Annotated in this window: 18 protein-coding genes; 11 read left to right on the forward strand and 7 right to left on the reverse strand. The window is 71.8% G+C overall.

From position 1 onward, the window contains the following. Positions 1-28 precede the first annotated feature (28 nt). The gene (locus ACH4VO_RS00450; protein WP_360993127.1) at positions 29-766 is read left to right on the forward strand and encodes a hypothetical protein; all 738 of its coding nucleotides are present in this window, start codon (positions 29-31) and stop codon (positions 764-766) included. A 26-nt stretch (positions 767-792) separates the two neighbouring features. Next, a complete protein-coding gene (locus ACH4VO_RS00455) occupies positions 793-1,251 on the forward strand; it encodes a hypothetical protein (RefSeq protein WP_360993124.1) in 459 nt (152 codons plus the stop codon). 188 nt (positions 1,252-1,439) lie between these two features. Here ACH4VO_RS00455 and ACH4VO_RS00460 read toward each other — a convergent pair whose 3' ends face one another. The 3 genes from ACH4VO_RS00460 to ACH4VO_RS00470 are packed head-to-tail and all read right to left on the reverse strand — an operon-like array spanning position 1,440 to position 4,500. Beyond that, positions 1,440-1,889 (reverse strand): DUF3592 domain-containing protein, encoded by a 450-nt coding sequence (locus ACH4VO_RS00460; protein ID WP_360993122.1) that lies wholly within the window; start codon positions 1,887-1,889, stop codon positions 1,440-1,442. 20 nt (positions 1,890-1,909) lie between these two features. Then, positions 1,910-2,491 carry a hypothetical protein gene (locus tag ACH4VO_RS00465; protein ID WP_360993119.1) on the reverse strand — a complete coding sequence of 194 codons (582 nt, stop codon included), beginning with the start codon at positions 2,489-2,491 and terminating at the stop codon, positions 1,910-1,912. A gap of 20 nt (positions 2,492-2,511) precedes the next feature. Next, the gene (locus ACH4VO_RS00470) at positions 2,512-4,500 is read right to left on the reverse strand and encodes a hypothetical protein (RefSeq protein WP_360993116.1); all 1,989 of its coding nucleotides are present in this window, start codon (positions 4,498-4,500) and stop codon (positions 2,512-2,514) included. 362 nt (positions 4,501-4,862) lie between these two features. Here ACH4VO_RS00470 and ACH4VO_RS00475 point away from each other — a divergent pair, with 362 nt between their 5' ends. Next, positions 4,863-6,047: a hypothetical protein gene (locus ACH4VO_RS00475; protein WP_360993113.1), complete on the forward strand. Its 1,185-nt coding sequence runs from the start codon at positions 4,863-4,865 to the stop codon at positions 6,045-6,047. A gap of 129 nt (positions 6,048-6,176) precedes the next feature. On the opposite strand, the gene ACH4VO_RS00480 is transcribed toward ACH4VO_RS00475, so the two are convergent. Further along, positions 6,177-6,590 carry a DUF192 domain-containing protein gene (locus ACH4VO_RS00480; RefSeq protein ID WP_360993111.1) on the reverse strand — a complete coding sequence of 138 codons (414 nt, stop codon included), beginning with the start codon at positions 6,588-6,590 and terminating at the stop codon, positions 6,177-6,179. 103 nt (positions 6,591-6,693) lie between these two features. Between ACH4VO_RS00480 and ACH4VO_RS00485 the strand changes: the two genes are divergently transcribed. From ACH4VO_RS00485 to ACH4VO_RS00495, 3 genes are all read left to right on the forward strand, one after another. Further along, a complete protein-coding gene (locus ACH4VO_RS00485; RefSeq protein ID WP_360993109.1) occupies positions 6,694-7,479 on the forward strand; it encodes an A24 family peptidase in 786 nt (261 codons plus the stop codon). Between the two features lie 91 nt (positions 7,480-7,570). After that, positions 7,571-8,443 (forward strand): class I SAM-dependent methyltransferase, encoded by an 873-nt coding sequence (locus ACH4VO_RS00490; protein ID WP_398440856.1) that lies wholly within the window; start codon positions 7,571-7,573, stop codon positions 8,441-8,443. A gap of 117 nt (positions 8,444-8,560) precedes the next feature. Then, complete coding sequence (locus tag ACH4VO_RS00495; RefSeq protein WP_360993105.1) at positions 8,561-9,031, forward strand: hypothetical protein; 471 nt, start codon at positions 8,561-8,563, stop codon at positions 9,029-9,031. 821 nt (positions 9,032-9,852) lie between these two features. Here ACH4VO_RS00495 and mgrA read toward each other — a convergent pair. Further along, complete coding sequence (gene mgrA / locus ACH4VO_RS00500; protein WP_360993102.1) at positions 9,853-10,890, reverse strand: L-glyceraldehyde 3-phosphate reductase; 1,038 nt, start codon at positions 10,888-10,890, stop codon at positions 9,853-9,855. A 205-nt stretch (positions 10,891-11,095) separates the two neighbouring features. Between mgrA and ACH4VO_RS00505 the strand changes: the two genes are divergently transcribed. The 4 genes from ACH4VO_RS00505 to ACH4VO_RS00520 all read left to right on the forward strand — a co-directional run bounded on the left by ACH4VO_RS00505 (position 11,096) and on the right by ACH4VO_RS00520 (position 16,308). Beyond that, on the forward strand, positions 11,096-11,887 hold the full coding sequence (locus tag ACH4VO_RS00505) for an isoprenyl transferase (RefSeq protein WP_360993313.1): 792 nt from the start codon (positions 11,096-11,098) through the stop codon (positions 11,885-11,887). Positions 11,888-12,301: 414 nt separating this feature from the next. Further along, the gene (locus tag ACH4VO_RS00510; RefSeq protein WP_360993310.1) at positions 12,302-13,600 is read left to right on the forward strand and encodes a PhoH family protein; all 1,299 of its coding nucleotides are present in this window, start codon (positions 12,302-12,304) and stop codon (positions 13,598-13,600) included. 390 nt (positions 13,601-13,990) lie between these two features. Next, entirely contained in the window at positions 13,991-14,701 is a 711-nt protein-coding gene (locus ACH4VO_RS00515) for a lytic transglycosylase domain-containing protein (RefSeq protein ID WP_360993099.1), read from the forward strand. 167 nt (positions 14,702-14,868) lie between these two features. Beyond that, positions 14,869-16,308 carry an AI-2E family transporter gene (locus ACH4VO_RS00520; RefSeq protein WP_360993096.1) on the forward strand — a complete coding sequence of 480 codons (1,440 nt, stop codon included), beginning with the start codon at positions 14,869-14,871 and terminating at the stop codon, positions 16,306-16,308. Between the two features lie 70 nt (positions 16,309-16,378). On the opposite strand, the gene ACH4VO_RS00525 is transcribed toward ACH4VO_RS00520, so the two are convergent. Together ACH4VO_RS00525 and ACH4VO_RS00530 are read right to left on the reverse strand one after the other, a co-directional pair. Continuing rightward, positions 16,379-16,915: an alkyl hydroperoxide reductase gene (locus ACH4VO_RS00525; RefSeq protein ID WP_069170939.1), complete on the reverse strand. Its 537-nt coding sequence runs from the start codon at positions 16,913-16,915 to the stop codon at positions 16,379-16,381. Positions 16,916-16,927: 12 nt separating this feature from the next. Further along, a complete protein-coding gene (locus ACH4VO_RS00530; RefSeq protein WP_299532842.1) occupies positions 16,928-17,482 on the reverse strand; it encodes a peroxiredoxin in 555 nt (184 codons plus the stop codon). Between the two features lie 132 nt (positions 17,483-17,614). On the opposite strand from ACH4VO_RS00530, the gene ACH4VO_RS00535 reads away from it, so the two are divergent. Beyond that, positions 17,615-18,574 (forward strand): LysR substrate-binding domain-containing protein, encoded by a 960-nt coding sequence (locus ACH4VO_RS00535; protein WP_360993094.1) that lies wholly within the window; start codon positions 17,615-17,617, stop codon positions 18,572-18,574. Positions 18,575-18,599: the final 25 nt, after the last annotated feature.

Raw genomic sequence — 18,599 nt, forward strand, 5'->3', positions numbered from 1 at the left:
GCGGACGCACGAGGGCGGAGAGGCGCGCATGTCCGGCGAAGTGGTAGTGAAGGTGTCGTGGGGGCCCCGGCCCGAGTCGTCCATCGAGCTGGCGGAACGCTGGCTGGCGACGCTCCGCGGTCTGACGGAGTTGACGGAGCTGTCGGGCGGTGCGGTTGTCGACTGGCGTTGGGACGTGGACGGCGCGGGCACGGGCGAGGCCGTCCCTGAGACGGCCGAGGACGTGGCCGTGGTGGTCGAGGCCGGCGGACCGGAGGAGGACGCGGACATCGTCGGCCGGACGGCTGCCGCCGTCGGCAGGTGGCCGGACGGTGGTTACGCCTACCTGCGGGCCAAGGGCGGCGGTAGCGACGAGTACACACCGTTCACGGCGACCCTCCAGCTGTTCCCCTCCCCAGGAGCAGCAACCGGCGCAGCAACAACCGGGCCGGCACCCCTCACCGGCCGGCTGTCCGAGGCGCTCACCGTTCTCGCCGAGTCCTGGGAGCCCGACACCGGGCTGACGTACGACCGGGAGCTGTTCGGCGCGGTCAAGGCCGCCTTCGGCCTGCGTAACTCGCACCCGCGCTGCGGGTGGACGACGTACCTCTCCGCGAACCGCGCCGCCCTCGTGCCCGCGGACTTCCCCGGTACGCGGCACACCACGGTGGGCGGAGGGCTGGTGCTGGACACGGGCGACACCGCCGAAGCGGTCATCGCCGCCCAGCGGACGCTGGCCGGCGCGGGCGCGCTGGAGCCGCTGTCGGCGCCGCGGCCCGCGTGGTGAGCGGGGCGCCGGAGTTCGAGGCAAGGGTGAGCAGTGACCTCGCGGCGATCGAGGCGCTGCGTACCGGCAGTACCGCACCACCGTGGATCGGCTGCGCCGACCTTGCCCGCTCCGCCTCCGGCGAGGACTTCGCGATCGTGGCGCTCCGGGTCAGCGAGGACTTCTACGGCCCCGGGAACGACGGCGGGGCATCGGCGGCGGCGTACGAGGTGTTCGAGACCGAGCGCTGGGGTGTGGTCCTCGCGCTGGACGAGCGCTGGGGGCCGCACCATGTGCTGTGCACCGACGAGTACGCCGAACGCGAGGTGGAGGGCGGATCCGTGCCGCCCTTCTTCGAGGCGCTCTTCGAGCTCTGCTACTACGGCGACCTGCACCTCTGGGACGCGGGCGACGGGCGCCGGGTCGGGGTCGGGGTCGGGCAGATGGACCGCGAGGAACCGGTCGTACTCTTCGCGGTCGTCCTGACGTCATCCGCCGTCACGTGAGGCCCGTGCCACGGCGCCCGCCGTCACGTGAGGCCCGGCGCCACGACGCCCGCCCTCACGTGAGGCCCGTGCCACGGCGCCCGCCCTCACGTGGGGCCCGGCGCCACGGCGCTCGCCCTCGCACAGCGCCGCGCCCCCCTACGGACCGGACCTCGGCACCTGTCCCGGCGTACCCAGTCCCCGGCCTGTCAGATCCACCCCCGCATCGCCGCGAACCCCAGCAGCAGGCCCAGCGAGAACAGGCCGGGCACGACGGCGAACACCGCCGGCATCAGCACCGGCCCCCACGCGCCCGGCCCCGCCACGGTGGCCCGCCGCGCCGGGGCCGCCGGGTCGTAGGAGACCCGCACCGGTGCCCCGACCTCGAAGCCGAACGGCCCGGGGGCGTGGTCGGTGAACTCCACCTCCCGGCCGTCCGGGGCGCGGAAGGCGAAGACGTACTCCGTGGCGTAGCGCCGCTCCGTCCCCGCACCCCGGTCCACCACACGCCGCTCGGAGCACCACCCCTCGGCGTGCCCGCCCCGCCTCACCAGCCGGAGCACCCGGACCAGCCGGAGTGCGGAGCGGACCGCGAACGCCCCGAGGAACAGGCCGAACAGCAACAGGAAGGTGGCCGTGCCACCGGGCAGTACGTCCATGAAAGGGGCTCCGCAGCCGGCTACTTGACCGTGATGGACTCGACGAACGCGTCGAGGTCGGCCGGGCTCAGCGCGCCCTTCACCGCGTTGACCCGGATCGCGAACGGTACGTCCCGCGAGTCCACGCCGGCCACCACGACCCCGGTCATCCGGGTGCCCTTCGGCGGGGTCCGGTCCTCGCCGCCCGACGTGAACTCGTAGTCGATCCTGCGGGCGTCGCGGGCGCTCTCCTCGCCTGCCAGCCGCACGTCCCGGGTGTCCTTCCGGGTCGCCCCGAGCCCGATCCCGGCGCCTGCCGCGGCGGCGGCCTCGCCCGCGTCGCTGACGCCGGTGGCGAAGTCCAGCTGCACCGAGACCATGCCGGTGCGCAGTCCTTTCTCCTCCTTGAGCGCGACCGCCGCGTTCGCCCGGCCGCGCTCGGCGGCCGGCTGCGGGGCGTACCCCTGGTCCTTCGGGTAACCGACGGACACGCTCTTCGTGTCCAGCGTGCCCCACCCCTCCGGGACCGCTGCGGCGTCCCCGCCGCCGCAGCCGGTGAGCACTGCCAGACCGAGGGCGGCGGCGGCCACCGCGCCCAGCGCCTTGGACTTCGTCAACGTCATCGCCTCTTCGTCGTGCCCGGTCACTGGGCGCAGTAGCTGTACGGGAGGTACGAGCGCTTGTCGCCCCGCGGCGCCCCGAGGAACCGCGCGTCGGTCAGTGTCTCCTTCTTGTGCTCGTCGGAGACCGAGAATCCCAGACTCATGCCGAGCGACACCTCGAACCCGAACTCCTGGGCGTCGGTCTCCCCGTGATACCGCATCGTGCTGGACAGGCCGTCCTCGAACATCATCTGCTCGAAGGGGTCGCTTCCGGCAGGCTTCTTCTCGAGGGAGTGGTCGCCGAACATGTACGTGAACGGGGCGGTGTTGTCGCCGGAGCCGTCCAGCCACTGTTCGGCCAGGTCGCGCTTGGCCTCCGTGATCTTGTCCGTCTCCTTGCCGAAGACGATCGAGTTCGTCCGGACCTCGATGCCCGTATCGCCGGAGGAGTCGGTCACGCTCCCCTTCCCGCCGCGCTTGTCCTTCCCCTTCTCCCCGTTGTCGCCCCCGGCCTCGCCCTTGTCGGAGGTCGAGGTCTTCTCCACGGTCTGCGTCATGTCGATCCGGACGATCTTCCCGGTCTTCTGGTCGCGGGTGACGGTGAGCGCTCCCGTGCGGGTGTCCTTCGCGCCGGCCGTGCCGCCGAGCGGGCCCGCGGTCCCGCTCACCTTGCCCTCGATCTCCAGCTTGGCGGTGTACGTGTAGGACTCGTTGCCCTTCACGTCGTCCTTGGTGATCGTCACGTCCGGGGAGAACTTCGCCTTGCCGCCCAGTTTGGCGCCGAGCTTCGTTTCGTCACCGGGCTTGAGGGAGAGGCCGCCGTCCGCGAACGCGTTGACGCCGATGGTCGAGTAGGAGATCTTCTTCTCACCGATCTTCTTCTCGATGTCCTCCTTCTTCTCCGCCCACTTCATGCCGGAGTACCAGTTGCCGCCGTAGCCGCCGCTGTGCTTCATCGAGGTCTCCCACATCTTCATCTCCTCGATGTCGTCCCTCATCTTCTGGGCGTCCGCCTCGCTCCTGAACACCCAGGTGTCACCGTTGGTTATCTTGACGCCGCCGCCGATGTCGATGTCCGCCTTGCCGAGTTTGCCGAGTTTGACGCCCGGCGTACTGGCGTTGACGCCGGCCGACGCGGCGTCGGTGAAGGTCATGTAGACGAGCTTGTCGTTCTCGTCGACCTTCCCGTCCTCGTTCACGTCGGTCTTGGCCTGGGCGACCTTCTGCTGGAAGCCGTACTCCTCACCCCACTCGAACCAGCCGATCTTGACCTTGCCGCCCGCGGTGTCCGAGATGCTCGAGACCTGGCAGAGCGCGGGCTCGTAGTCGTCGTCGGTCTTCGGCTTCGCCGTACCGTTGCCGCCCGCGGTGCACCCGGCGCCGTCACCGGTGAGCGAACTGATCGCACACCGGATGCCCTCACCGATCCGGCCCCCGAGGCCGGCCATGGCGAGCGCGCCGATCAGTGCGGCCACCAGGACGATGACGCCCAGGTACTCCGTGGCGGTGGCACCGGTGTCCCGCCAGTCGTACGAGCGGTGGTACGGCGGCGAGGGCGCCGGGCGCCCCGAGCCGCGCTCCTCCAGCAGCCGTTCCAGCGCCAGCCCCACAGCCGCGCCGGTGACCATCGCCACGAGCGGCATCAGGACACCCTCGGTGTCCACCACGCCCCACGACACGGCGTAGCCGAAGGCGAGCCCGGCCACCGGCACCACCAGCGCGGCGAGCAGACGGAACACCCGCGAGTCGCGCCGCTCCTCGGGCAGCGCCCGGGCGGCGGCCAGCACCGTCAGCACGGTGACGACGACGCCCGGCAGGTGCAGCAGGACCAGCCGCCACCCGAAGACATCGAGTCGCTCGGCGGTGACGAGCGTCTCGACCAGGACCCGCGTGACGACGTAACCGGCGGCGATGTACACGAGCGCGCCCACCGCCCAGCTGCGGGTCAGGGGGAAGAACCAGCTGCCACTCCCGCCGCCCGGGGGTGTACGGCCCGCGTTCCCGCGTCCCCAGCCCTCGCCACCGCTCACGGTCCGACCTCTCTCCGCCACGTGCCGCGCTCCCGTCCGCCGGGAGCGTACGGTCGTGACCCGCCGCCTGACCCGGGTCCCCGGCCCCATTCCCGGGCCCACGCGCCCCGCGCGTCACATGCGGGTCGTTGTGAAGCCGAGGACGCGATCACGCCCGCTTTGGCGCCATTTCGGCGTCCGTATCCCCCCACCGACCGGCCAGCCTCGGCCATCGGACGGAATCGGGAGCAGGTTGGGTCCTGGGGCCCACGACGTGGGCCCCGGTTACGGCTAGCGTCACTCCCGTCACGGAACGGCCCGTCCCGGCGCACCCCCCACGGTGCCGGGCCGGGCCGTGGACGGATGCGGTCATAATCGGCCGCATGCCCGAACAGCAGACGCGCTCCCGGCCGGCGGCCCCCCGCACACCCGCCGGCCGGCACCGCGTCACAGCCGCGCTCGCCGCCGCCGCACCCGCCCTGGGCGCCTACGCGGCCGTCCGGGCCCTCGGGCTCCTCGTCTTCCAGCTCCGGGCCTCGGCCGCCGGGAAGGACGCCGCACACCTGCTCGGCGGTCGGTGGGACTCCGTCTGGTACCAGCGCATCGCCGAGCACGGCTACGGCTACACCGCCACCCTGCCCGACGGCAGTCTCCATCCCGACCTCGCGTTCTTCCCGCTGCTGCCCGCCCTGGAACGCTCCCTCGCCGAACTGACCCCGCTCACCGTGCGGGGCGCGGGTCTGCTCGTCGCCTGGACCGCCGGGCTGGTCGCCGCCTGGGGGATGTACGCCGTGGGGGAGAGGCTCCACGGGCGACGGACCGGGGTACTGCTGGCCGCGCTGTGGGGCGTGTACCCGACGGCGTTCGTGCAGTCGATGGCGTACACCGAGACGCTGTTCACCGCGCTGGCAGCCTGGGCGCTGTACGCCGTACTCCGCGACCGCTGGATCGTGGCGGGCGCGCTCAGCGTGGCGGCCGGGCTGACACGGCCTTCGGCGGCCGCGCTCATCGCCGCCCTCGGCGTGACCGCCGCCGCCGTCCTCGTACGGGAGTACCGGACCACCGGCGGGGACGGGCTGCTCCGGCGCAACGCGCGCATGCTGCTCGGGGTATGCGTCGCACCGCTGGGCTGGCTGGGCTACGTGGTGTTCGTCGCCGTGCGAGAGAGCGGCCCGTTCGCGTACTTCGAGGTCCAAGCGCAGTGGGGCAACAGCATCGACGGGGGCCGGGCACTGGCCGGGTTCATCGCCGGGCTGCCGCTCCCCGCCGCACTCGGACTCTGTGCGGCCCTGGGACTGCTGGGATGGCTGGTGTTCCTGTGCGTACGGCAACGGCAGCCGCTTCCCGTGCTGGTGTACGGCATCGGGATCGTCGTCGTCTCGCTGATCGGCTCGGGCTACTTCGGGTCCCGGCCGCGCCTGATGATGCCCGCCTTCCCGCTGCTGCTCCCGCCGGCCGTCGCCCTCGCCGGGCGCACGACAATCCGGGCGGCCGTGAGCGTCGCCGTGCTCGCCCTCGGCTCGGCCGCGTTCGGCGCCTGGACCCTCCTGGGCTCCGGACCGCCGTGACCGGACTCCCGGGTCGGCCGCGTTCAGGCGGCGCCCGGCAGCCGTCCGCGGCCGGTTGGGGGCGCGGTGGGTCCGGGGCGGCTGTCGCGTGGCCGGCGGAGATGCGGGGGGTCCGCGACCTGTCTGCGTTCAGCCGGGCCCGTGGCCGCCGTCCGCGGCCGGGCGGGAAGCCCCGGCGTCCTCGGCCGCCGTAACCCGTACCCGGGTGCCCGGACGCAGTCCCCACCTCTCCATCGCCCCCGCCTCGGCCTCCACCACGTGGCGGGCGCGGGGCCGGGGCAGCCCGAGGCGGCCGGGCCTCATCGTCCGGACGGCCAGGACCGTGAACTCCCGGTCCAGGTAGGCCACATCGAGGGCGAACCGCATCCGGAAGGTGTGCACACTTGCGCACGGGGTGATCAGCAGCGCCCCGTCGACCCCGTCCGCGCCCAGCAGTCCGCGCGCCCGCGCCCCGTACGAGGCCGCGATCCGCAGCGGCACCTCCCGGCTCCCGGGCCCCGTGCCGACCGTCAGTACGCCGCTGCCGTTGCGCCATGTCCCCATGGGCACCGACCGTAGCCTCCGGGGCCACCGCGTGGGTCCGGAACGGCGCCTGGTGGGCCCCCGGGCCCAAGACCCCGCCGGATGTCCCGATTAGGGTCGGGCCGTGGACGCCACACTGACCGCGGTCGCCGTGCTCTGGGGCGCCGCCACCGGACTGCTGCTGCCGCGCGCCGCGTACCGTTTCTCCGTCCAGCCGGAGGAGCCCTGGCGGGACGCCTGTCCGGCCGGACACACGCTCACCGGACCCGGCGGCGGCTGGCTCGGCTCGACCCGGTGCGCAGCCTGCGCCGTAGCCGTCCCGTCGGCTCCCAGGGGCACCGCCCCCGAAGTCCGCCTCCCGGCCGCGCGCTACGCGCCCGCGGTCCTCGCCCCCGCCGTCACCGTGCTTGTCTGCACCGTCCTGGCCGCCGCGACCGGAGCCCGGCCCGAACTGGCCGTCTGGCTCCTGCTCGCCCCCGTCGCCGTGCTCCTCGCCGTCATCGACCGCCGGGTCCACCGGCTGCCGGACCGGCTGACGCTGCCGCTGGCCGGTGCCGCCGCCCTGCTGCTGGGAGGCGCGGCCCTGCTCCCCGGACACGCCGGTTCCTGGCCGTCGGCCCTCCTGGGAGGGGCCGCGCTCGGCGGCTTCTACTTCCTGCTCTTCCTCATCAACCCGAACGGCATGGGCTTCGGTGACGTGAAGCTCGCGCTCGCCCTGGGCGTCGCACTCGGCTGGTACGGCTGGGCGGTGCTGTGTGCGGGCGGGTTCGCCGGCTTCCTGCTCGGCGCCCTCTACGGCGTCGGCCTCATGCTGCTGCGACGGGCCGGGCGCAGGACGGGCATCCCGTTCGGCCCGTTCATGCTCGCGGGGGCGCTCCTCGGCCTCCTGGCCGGAGGACTCGCTTCCTGACCAGCCCGGAGTGCGGACGTACGGGTGCGCCGGCGCACCCGGATATACGGTCGCGTGCTCCGCCACCGGCTGACACCCTTCCCTCATGAGCATGAGAGAAACGCCCTCAGCCGGCCCCGCACCCGCACCCGCACCGCGACCGGTACCCCGGTCCGTACGAGATTCCGACCGCGCGTCCCGAACCGGGTCGGCAGCCTCCGAGGCGCGTTTCGACGCCCTGGTCGCCGAGGCCGAAGCCGTGTCCGTCGACGGCTGGGACTTCTCCTGGTTCGAGGGGCGGGCCACCGAGCAGCGCCCGTCCTGGGGGTACGCCCGCGCCATGGCGGACCGCATGGCACGGGCCGAGGCGGCTCTCGACATCCAGACGGGCGGCGGTGAGGTCCTCGCCTCGGTGCCCGTACTCCCCCCGTTGACGGTGGCCACCGAGTCCTGGCCCCCGAACGTCGCCCGCGCCACCACCCTGTTGCACCCGCGCGGCGCCGTCGTCGTCGCGGACGCGGACGAACCTCCCCTGCCCTTCGGGGACGAGGCGTTCGACCTCGTGGTCAGCAGGCACCCGGTGACCACGTGGTGGGAGGAGATCGCCCGGGTGCTGAGGCCCGGAGGCACGTACTTCTCCCAACAGGTCGGTCCCGCCAGCGTGTTCGAGCTCGTCGAGTACTTCCTCGGTCCGCAGCCGGCCGGGACCCGTACGGCCCGCGATCCGCAGCGCGCCCGCGCCGGCGCCGAGGCGGCCGGGCTCGACGTCGTCGACCTGCGTGAGGAACGGCTACGCGTCGAGTTCCTCGACATCGGGGCCGTCGTCCACTTCCTCCGCAAGGTCATCTGGATGGTTCCGGGTTTCACCGTCGACGCCTACCTGCCCCGGCTCCGCTCCCTGCACCGCCGCATCGAGGCCGAGGGGCCGTTCGTCGCGCACTCCACCCGCTTCCTGATCGAGGCGCGCATGCCGCACCGCACATAACCGCACCCGGTTCGGGCGGAGTTCACCGTCGCCGGACGCAACTGCGTCACCTGACCCACCGTCCTACTCACCGGTGGTGCGACCCTTGTGGTTGAGCGCACAACGAAGGAGCAGGTCATGACGGTGGGAAGGGAAACGTCCGGCGACGAGCTGAGCCCAGGCCGGGAGGACCGGCCGTCCGGCCGCCCGCGCCACGGCAACGCCGACTGGCTCACGGGGGCGCGGATCACCGCCGTGCAGGGCCTCTTCTACCGGCCCGAAGGATGCACGGGTGAACCGGAAGCTGTCGAATTCGTGCTCGCCGACGGGCAGTCGGTGCTCCTGACCTGCGCTTCCGACAGGTCACTGCGCATCACCTCCGGCGCCTGGCCCCGTCTGCCCGACTGGTGTGTCCCCGCGGGCCAGTGGCAGCTGGCGGAGCTGAACCGGCTGCCACCACCGCCCTACGGCGGGGCATGGACGGTCATCGGGACGCACGAGACCCGCGACGGGTACGGCGAGGTGCGCGAGGCCGTGATCCGGTGCGAGAACGGCGATTTCGTGGTCAACGGCGGCGACACGGTGGAGATCCGGTTCGTTCCCCACTGACATGAGGGCGGCCCCTGCGCATGCGCTCCACCTGCGCGTGTGCTCACGCCGCGACCTGTTCCGCCGTCAGTTCCGCGGTGCACGCCGGCATCAGGTCCAGCCGTTCCACCCGCCCACCGCGCCGGCCCGGCGCCGGAACCGGGCAGCGGCTCGGCCTCCCCGAGACGCGTCTACCCGAGACGCGTCTACCCGTGACGCGTCGCACCGCGATGCGTCTCCCGGAGCGCCGTCGGTGCCGGACCCCGGTGACGGCGCCGTCCACCGGCAGTACCGGGAAGCTGCCCGCCTGACCGCCCGTCCGGGCGCGCTCGTACGCCGCGCACGGGTGGAGCCGTGCGCGGGGCCGGGAGGCAACGGCGAACGCGTCGAAGCAGGCACCCGGCTGCACCCCGCGTGCCGGGGCCGAGGAGAACCGGATGTGTCCGGCCACCACCCAGGGCGGCCGGTCCTGGGTGGCAGGCGTCCCCGCACTCCGACCGGTTCCGCCGGTGCCGGGGCCCGCGCGCGGCCGTCCTCGCAAGGGCCCGGCACGGCAGCTGTGCCGGGTCGCCGCCTGCCGGAAACGTCTCCGCAGCGCGTTCCCGCGCATCCGGAGAGTAATTGTGGAGTGGCGCGGCACCCATCAGCACTTACGAAGGGTTATGGTGGAAACCCCCCCTCGGGCCGGTCCGTATCCCCCCCCCCACGGACCGGCCCGTTTTTTTGCGCCCCGCCCCGGCACCCGCCGTGAAGGCCGTGCGGAGGGTGCGGAGGCAAGGTGAAGGCGAGGGTCTCTCCTTCGTGCCGTACCGGTCCGATCTGGATGAAACGCCCAGGAGCTGTCAGCCCCGGTTCGCCCAGATGTTCGTGCGAGCGGTGTCCACCGCGAAGGTGTCGATCTCCTCCAGCTCGGCGGCGGACAGTGCCGGTGCGCCGAGCGCGGCGACGTTGTCCTCCAGCTGCCGCACACTCGACGCGCCGATCAGGGCCGACGTCATACGGCTGTCCCGCAGGACCCAGGTGAGGGCCAGCTGGGCGAGCGACTGGCCGCGGCCACGTGCGATCTCGTTCAGCCCCCGCAGCCGGCGCACCATCTCGTCGGAGAGCAGGCCCGGGTCCAGGGACTTGCCCTGGCTCGCACGCGAGCCCTCCGGGATGCCCGCGAGGTACTTGTCCGTGAGCAGGCCCTGGGCGAGCGGCGCGAAGGAGATGCAGCCCATGCCGGCCGTCTCCAGCGTGTCGAGCAGGCCGTCGGCCTCCAGCCAGCGGTTGACCATCGAGTAGGAGGGCTGGTGGATCAGGGCGGGAACGCCCATCTCGCGCAGGATCCCGGCCGCCTCGGCGGTCTGTGCGGCGTTGTACGAGGAAACGCCCGCGTACAGGGCCTTGCCCCGGTGAACCGCGGAGGCGAGCGCCCCCATGGTCTCCTCGAGCGGGGTGTGCGGGTCGAAGCGGTGGGAGTAGAAGATGTCGACGTGGTCCAGGCCCATCCGCCGCAGCGACGCGTCGAGCGAGGACAGCAGGTACTTACGGGAGCCCCACTCCCCGTAAGGGCCCGGATGCATCTCGTAACCCGCCTTGGTGGAGATGACGAGCTCGTCGCGGTACGGGGCGAAGTCCTGCCGGAAGAGCTTGCCGAAGTTGAGCTCGGCCGAGCCGGGAGGCGGGCCGTAGTTGTTGGCCAGGTCGAAATGGGTCACGCCGAGATCGAAGGCACGGCGCAGGATCGCCCGCTGGGAGCCGAGGCTGCGGTCGTCGCCGAAGTTGTGCCACAGGCCGAGTGAGACGGCGGGGAGCTTGAGGCCGCTGCGGCCCGTGCGGCGGTACTCCATGGAGTCGTAGCGCGACGCGTCGGCGCGGTAGGAAAGGGAATCAGTCACCTTTCACCCTTATCACGGGGTTGTGACAGTCCGGGGTGGGCCCCCGTGGCCCGCCCGCAGTAATGTGGCCGCTTCGGGACGTGCCGATCCACGGCGCGGGAGCGCGGTGTGCGGACCGCACGGCACTCCCCCGGGGGACGACCCCCGGCCCCGGCGACGGGGAGGACGGGCCGCGGGCCCGTACGGAACCGAGAGGGTGAACTCAGTGAACTTGCGCGACCTGGTGTACGGGCTCTACGCACGCCGGGTGGAGGGCCGCCTGGACCACGACCAGGTGCCCAAGCACATCGGGGTCATCCTCGACGGCAACCGGCGGTGGGCGAAGGCGTCCGGCGGCTCGGCCGTGCAGGGGCACCAGGCCGGAGCGGACAAGATCTCCGAGCTCCTCGGCTGGTGCAGCGAGACCGACGTGGAGGTCGTCACCCTCTGGCTGCTCTCCACGGACAACCTCGACCGGCCGGAGGCGGAACTCGTCCCGCTGCTCGGCATCATCGAGAACACCGTGCGCAACCTGGCCTCCGACGGCCGGTGGAGGATCCACCACGTCGGCACGCTCGACCTGCTGCCCGCACGTACCCAGACGGTGCTCAAGGAGGCCGAGGAGGCCACGGCGGGCGTCGGGGGCGCCTCCGGGGCCGGTGGGGCCCGGGGAGGGATAATCGTCAACGTCGCCGTCGGTTACGGCGGACGCCAGGAGATCGCGGACGCGGTACGGTCCCTGCTGCTGGAGCACTCCTCCAAGGGCACGACCTTCGAGGAGCTCGCCGAGGTCGTCTCCACGGACCTCATCTCCGAACACCTGTACACCCGCGGGCAGCCCGATCCCGACCTGGTGATCCGGACCAGCGGGGAGCAGCGGCTGTCGGGCTTCATGCTCTGGCAGAGCGCCCATTCGGAGTACTACTTCTGCGAGGTCTTCTGGCCGGCCTTCCGTAAGGTCGACTTCCTGCGTGCCCTGCGTGACTACGCGGCCCGCCATCGCCGCTACGGCACCTGACCCCCCGGGTTTCCAGGGGCCCGCGGCCCTGCCCCCGCCCCGCGTCCGGCCGCACGCCGGCCCCGGTCGTCCACCCGGTGGCCGCCGTCCGTTCACGGGGACGCGTGCTGACCTTGTCGCAGGCGGCGGCATGGCTTCGCGTGTGGCTGGGAATACCCCTCTCAGGTCGATGTCCGGTCACCAACCAGGCGGACGTCGCAGCCAAGTGAGCGGCACCCAGCCCGCTCGCCCGGGAGGCCCTTTGCACACGAAGGACCGCACACCGTGCGGCCGACGCGGAGGGCCGGTGTTCGGCCCGCGCAGGGGACCCGAACCCGGTCCGTCCTCTCCCTTCGGGAAGCTGCGCGACGCCCGTCGCACTCCCCGACCTCGTCCGAGGGGGTACGTCCTTCCGTGGTGACCAGCAAGCGCCGCATGAACGACCGGCGCACCTATGTTCTCGACACCAGCGTCCTGCTGGCCGACCCCAACGCCATGGCCCGCTTCGACGAGCACGAAGTGGTGCTCCCGATCGTCGTGGTCACGGAGCTGGAGGCCAAGCGGCACCATCCCGAGCTCGGCTACTTCGCCCGTCAGGCCCTGCGCCTGCTGGACGACTTCCGTGTGAGGTACGGCCGGCTGGACGCCCCGATCCCGCTCGGGGACCTGGGCGGCACGCTCCGCGTCGAGCTCAACCACTCCGACCCCGGCGTCCTGCCCGCCGGCTACCGGTTGGGGGACAACGACTCACGGATCCTCGCGGTCGCGCGCAACCTCCAGGCCGAGGGGTACGACGTCACGGTCGTCTCCAAGGACCTGCCGCTGAGGATCAAGGCGTCTTCGGTCGGCCTGCTCGCCGAGGAGTACCGCGCCGAGCTCGCCGTCACCGATTCCGGCTGGACCGGGATGGCCGAGCTGACCCTCGCCGCGGACCAGGTCGACCTGCTGTTCGGCGAGGAGACGCTGTACGTCCCGGAGGCGGCCGAGTACCCCGTCCACACCGGTCTGGTCCTCCAGTCCGAGCGCGGCAAGGCGCTCGGCCGGGTCACCGCCGAGGGGAACGTCCGTCTCGTGCGCGGTGACCGGGACGCCTTCGGGATACACGGCCGCAGCGCCGAGCAGCGCATCGCCCTGGACCTGCTCCTCGACGCGGACGTCGGCATCGTCTCCATGGGCGGCCGGGCGGGCACCGGCAAGTCGGCCCTCGCGCTCTGTGCGGGACTGGAGGCGGTCCTCGAACGCAGACAGCACCAGAAGGTGATGGTCTTCCGGCCGCTGTACGCGGTCGGCGGCCAGGAGCTCGGATACCTTCCCGGCAGCGAGGCCGAGAAGATGAGCCCCTGGGCGCAGGCCGTCTTCGACACCCTGTCGGCGGTCGCCGGGCGCGAGGTCGTCGAAGAGGTGCTGGGGCGCGGGATGCTGGAGATCCTGCCGCTGACCCACATCAGGGGCCGCTCCCTGCACGACGCGTTCGTGATCGTGGACGAGGCCCAGTCGCTGGAGCGCAACGTCCTGCTGACCGTGTTGTCCCGGATCGGGACGAACTCACGCGTGGTGCTCACCCACGACGTGGCCCAGCGGGACAACCTCCGGGTGGGCCGGTACGACGGAGTCGTGGCCGTGGTCGAGAAACTGAAGGGGCATCCGCTCTTCGCCCACGTCACGTTGACCCGCTCCGAGCGTTCGCCGATCGCCGCACTCGTGACCGAAATGCTGGAGGAAGGCCACATCTGACAGGGAAGATCCGATTGGTGCCGCCCGGCGAGCGAAGGAGCTTAGCCGGGCGGCATCATGCTGCGCCGTCATTTCCGAAAAAGAGGTGCGCCAAACGGGGTGTGAGCTTTAACACCCGACACAGAATTGCAACAGGCCGTGTCCGTCCGGCAGAGTCTTGCTTCCGTCAGGCCCCGCATACGGCACTTGGGCGCCTCCAGAGGCGTCACGCACCACACAACTCAACAACCGCCGTCCGTATGCCGCCCGCGAGTACCACGCGGCAACTCCCGCAGGGGAGCTGCCCACCGGGCCCGTGCCTCCCGTGACCCAAGCAGTAGGGAGGCCAGTGTCAGGGGCACGATTGCGCCCGCGAGGTCACCTAAGCGGGCGATGCTGGAAGGACACCGTGTGAGCCGGATTTCGGTCCGGGGGTTCGCCGTGGCATCCGCCACCGCGGTCACCACCGTTGGCGCCGTCGTAGGCGTTGCGTCGGGCAGCACTCCCGCTGTCGACGACAGCAACAACTTCGAGGCGGCCGCAGCCGACACCACGCTGCTCGCAGACATCCCCGCGGGCCAGCAGGCCCAGGTTCAGACCGCGTCGCTCACGCAGCAGGCGGACGCCCAGGCGTCAGCGGCGGACGCGGAGGCGAAGAGGTCGGCCGAGGAGACGGCCCGCATCCAGGCCGCCAAGGACGCCAAGTCCAAGAAGAAGGCGGCCGAGGCGAAGCTCGAGGCGGAGCGCGAGGCCAAGGAGAAGGCGGAGGCCGAGCGCGCGAGCCGGTCCGCCGTCCGCGACGCCTCCTCGTTCTCGGCCCAGGGGTCCTACAGCGTGGCGGAAGTCCAGGCCATGGCCCGCCAGATGGTCCCCGCGGACCAGTTCCAGTGCTTCAGCAACATCGTGAACCACGAGTCGACCTGGAACTACCGGGCCTCCAACCCCTCCTCCGGCGCGTACGGCCTCGTGCAGGCGCTGCCCGGCTCCAAGATGTCGTCCGCCGGCTCCGACTGGCAGACCAACCCGGCCACCCAGATCAAGTGGGGCCTCAGCTACATGGACGGCCGCTACGGCAGCCCGTGCGGCGCCTGGTCCTTCTGGCAGGCCAACAGCTGGTACTAGGAGGTCGCCGGGAGGCCCGCGAAGCCACCCGGACGACCCTGGGAGCCCCGCCCGGCTCTCCACCTCGTGAAGCCCCGCACCGTCCTACGGTGCGGGGCTTCACGTGTACGGTCGGTCCGTAGAGCTCCGGGGGGCGTGGTGGGCGCGGGCGGGGGAAAGGGAACATCATGTCGAGACTTCCGGGGTGGTTCGGCCGACTGGGTGCCGAACTCACCGAGATCGGGGCGCGCCTGGAAGAGCGGCGCGCCCAGGACGACCGTCTGGGGGACGAGGACGTGGGCGGGGCGGACTTCTCCGCCGCGCCGGCCCCGGCCCCCGAACAGGTGCCGCGCCCGCCCGCGTACGCGCCCGCCGTCGCGGCCAGGCCCGATCCGGTCGCCGCCATCCCGTGGGGGATGCGCGTCGCGGCCGAGGCGGGCTGGCGGCTGCTCGTCCTCGCGGGCACGCTCTGGGTGCTGATGCGGGTCATCAGCGCCGTGCAGCTGGTCATCCTGGCCTTCGTCGCCGCGCTGCTCGTCACGGCGATGCTCCAGCCCACTGTCGTACGGCTGAAGCGGCTCGGGCTGCCGCGCGGTCTCGCCACGACGGTCACCGCCGTTCTCGGCTTCGTCGTCATCGGCCTCGTCGGCTGGTTCGTCGTGTGGCAGGTGATGGACAACCTGGACACGCTCTCGGACCGGGTCCGCGACGGCATCGACGAGCTGAAGCGCTGGCTGCTGGACAGTCCCTTCCACGTCACCGAGTCGCAGATCAACGACATCGCCAAGAACCTCAGCGACACCATCGGCACCAACACGGAGGAGATCACCTCCGCCGGACTCCAGGGCGTCACCGTGATGGTGGAGTTCCTGACCGGGCTGCTGCTCGCGATGTTCTCGACGCTCTTCCTGCTCCACGACGGCAAGCGGATCTGGCAGTGGGTGCTCAAGCTGGTCCCCGCCCAGGCCCGCCCGGGAGTCGCGGGCGCGGGGCCGCGCGCCTGGCGGACACTGACCGCCTACGTGCGCGGCACGGTGATCGTCGCCCTGATCGACGCGATCTTCATCGGGCTCGGAATCTACTTCCTCGACGTGCCGATGGCGGTACCGCTCGCCGTCTTCATCTTCCTGTTCGCCTTCATCCCACTGGTCGGCGCCGTGGTCTCCGGAGCGCTCGCCGTCGTGGTCGCGCTCGTCACCCAGGGCGTGTTCACCGCCCTGATGGTGCTGATCGTGGTGCTCGCCGTGCAGCAGATCGAGGGCCACATCCTGCAGCCGTTCATCCTCGGCCGGGCCGTGCGCGTGCATCCGCTCGCCGTCGTCCTCTCGGTCGCCGCGGGCGGGATGATCGCGGGCATCGGCGGCGCGGTCGTCGCCGTGCCGCTGGTGGCCGTGACCAACACGGTGGTCGGCTACCTGCGGTCGTACAGCCTGGAACCGGCCCTGCGCCACGGACCCGGCCCGCACGGCGCCACGGCGGTCTCGGCGGCGCCGACCGACCCGGACGCCGGGTGGACGTCCCCGGCGCGGACGGCCCCCGGGGGGACGGACCCCGGACCGCGGCCGGCCGACGGGCCGGGCCGCGCGGGAGATGCCCCGGGCACCCCGGACGAGGCGCCCGCCACGTGACACGCGGGACAGCGCGTAAGAAGGGCCCCGGGGACGGTCGGTCGTCCACGGGGCCCTTCTCGTACAGGGGTTACTGCTCGGCGAGGACGGCCTCGGCATCGAGGGTCACGCCGACCGCCTGGATCACCGAAGCGATCTTGACGGCCTCCTGAATGGTCTCACGGTCCACGCCGGCCTTGCGCAGCACCTGCTCGTGGGAGTCCAGGCACTGGCCGCAGCCGTTGATCGCGGAGACGGCGAGCGACCACAGCTCGAAGTCGACCTTCTCCACGCCCGGCTTGCCGATCACGTTCATGCGCAGACCCGCACGGAGGTTGCCGTACTCCGGGTCCGACAGCAGGTGCCGGGTCCGGTAGAAGACGTTGTTCATCGCCATGACGGCGGCGGCGGCCTTCGCCGCGGTGTACGCCTCGGCGGAGAGGTTCGCCTTGGCCTCCGGCTCCAGCTCGCGCAGCACCTTCGGCGAGCGCGAGGCGATCGCGCAGGCCAGGACGGTGCCCCAGAGCTGCTGCTGGGGGAGCTCGCTGTTACCTATGACCGAACCGAGGTTCAGCTTCAGGTCCTTGGCGAAGTCCGGAACGGCGGACTTCAGTTCGTCGAGAGCCATGTCCGTATCAGCTCACTCGCCCGACAGGAGCGCGACCGGGTCGAGGGTGTTCTCGCCCTTGGTCCAGTTGCACGGGCACAGCTCGTCGGTCTGCAGGGCGTCGAGGACCCGCAGGACCTCCTTGGGGTTACGGCCCACGGAACCGGCGGTCACCATCGTGAACTGGATCTCGTTGTTCTGGTCGACGATGAAGACGGCGCGCTGGGCGAAGCCGTCCTCGCCCTCGATGCCGAGGTCACGCATGAGCTCGTGCTTCGAGTCGGCCATCATCGGGAACGGCAGGTCGGTCAGGTCCGGGTGGTCCTTGCGCCAGGCGTGGTGCACGAACTCGGAGTCGCCGGAGAAGCCGAGGATCTGGGCGTCACGGTCGGCGAACTCGTCGTTCAGCTTGCCGAAGGCGGCGATCTCGGTGGGGCACACGAAGGTGAAGTCCTTCGGCCACGCGAAGACGACCTTCCACTGACCCTCGTAGGTCTTGTGGTTGATCTGCTCGAACTCCTTGCCGCTTTCCAGCGACACACAAGCGGTCAGGTCGAACTCGGGGAACTTGTCACCGACAGTGAGCACGCGCACTCCTTGAAGCGTAGGAAATCCCTTTTTGGGGGCGTTCCTGAGGGTTGGACGGTCACCACTCTGGCACAGAGTGCATTGATCACGGAAATAGCTACACTCGGCCGTGGTGATCGGAGGTACCTATCAGTGACGTATGTACATCAGGCTGGCAGGCCCAAGCAGCCCAGCCTCTCCCAGCTGCGCGCCTTCGCGGCCGTGGCGGAGCATCTGCACTTCCGGGACGCGGCGGCGGCGATCGGGATGAGTCAGCCCGCGCTCTCCGGGGCCGTGTCCGCGCTGGAGGTGGCACTGGGTGTCCAGCTCATCGAGCGTACGACGCGCAAGGTGCTGCTCTCGTCCGCCGGGGAGCGGCTCGCCCTGCGGGCCCACGCGGTCCTGGGGGCCGTCGGCGAGCTCATGGAGGAGGCCGAGGCGGTGCGCGCGCCGTTCACCGGCGTCCTCAGGCTGGGGGTGATCCCGACGGTCGCGCCCTACCTGCTGCCCACCGTGCTCAGGCTGGTCCACGACCGGTACCCGGAGCTGGACCTCCAGGTCCACGAGGAGCAGACCTCCTCGCTGCTGGACGGGCTGGCGGCGGGCCGGCTGGACCTGCTGCTGCTCGCCGTACCGCTCTCCGTGCCCGGTGTGACGGAACTCCCGCTGTTCGACGAGGACTTCGTGCTCGTCATGGAGAAGGATCATCCGCTGGGCGGCCGCGTCGACGTGCCGCGCGAGACGCTGCGCGACCTGCCGCTGCTGCTGCTCGACGAAGGGCACTGCCTGCGCGACCAGGCGCTGGACATCTGCCGGGAGGCGGGCCGCACCGAGGGCGCACCGGTGACGACGACGGCGGCCGGGCTGTCGACGCTGGTGCAGCTCGTCGCGGGCGGGCTCGGGGTGACCCTGCTGCCCCGTACCGCGGTGACGGTGGAGACCGGGCGCAACGAGGCGCTGTCGACCGGGTACTTCACGGACCCCGCTCCCTCGCGGCGGGTGGCGCTGGCCGTACGCGCGGGCACGGCGCGGCACGAGGAGTTCGAGGAGTTCGCCGCCGCGCTGCGCGGGGCGATGGCGGACCTGCCGGTGCGGGTGGCGGAAGGCGGATGAGGGTGGTCCGGCCCGCACGGGCCGG

Source organism: Streptomyces sp. NPDC020780 (genome assembly GCF_044334475.1).
Lineage (GTDB): Bacteria > Actinomycetota > Actinomycetes > Streptomycetales > Streptomycetaceae > Streptomyces.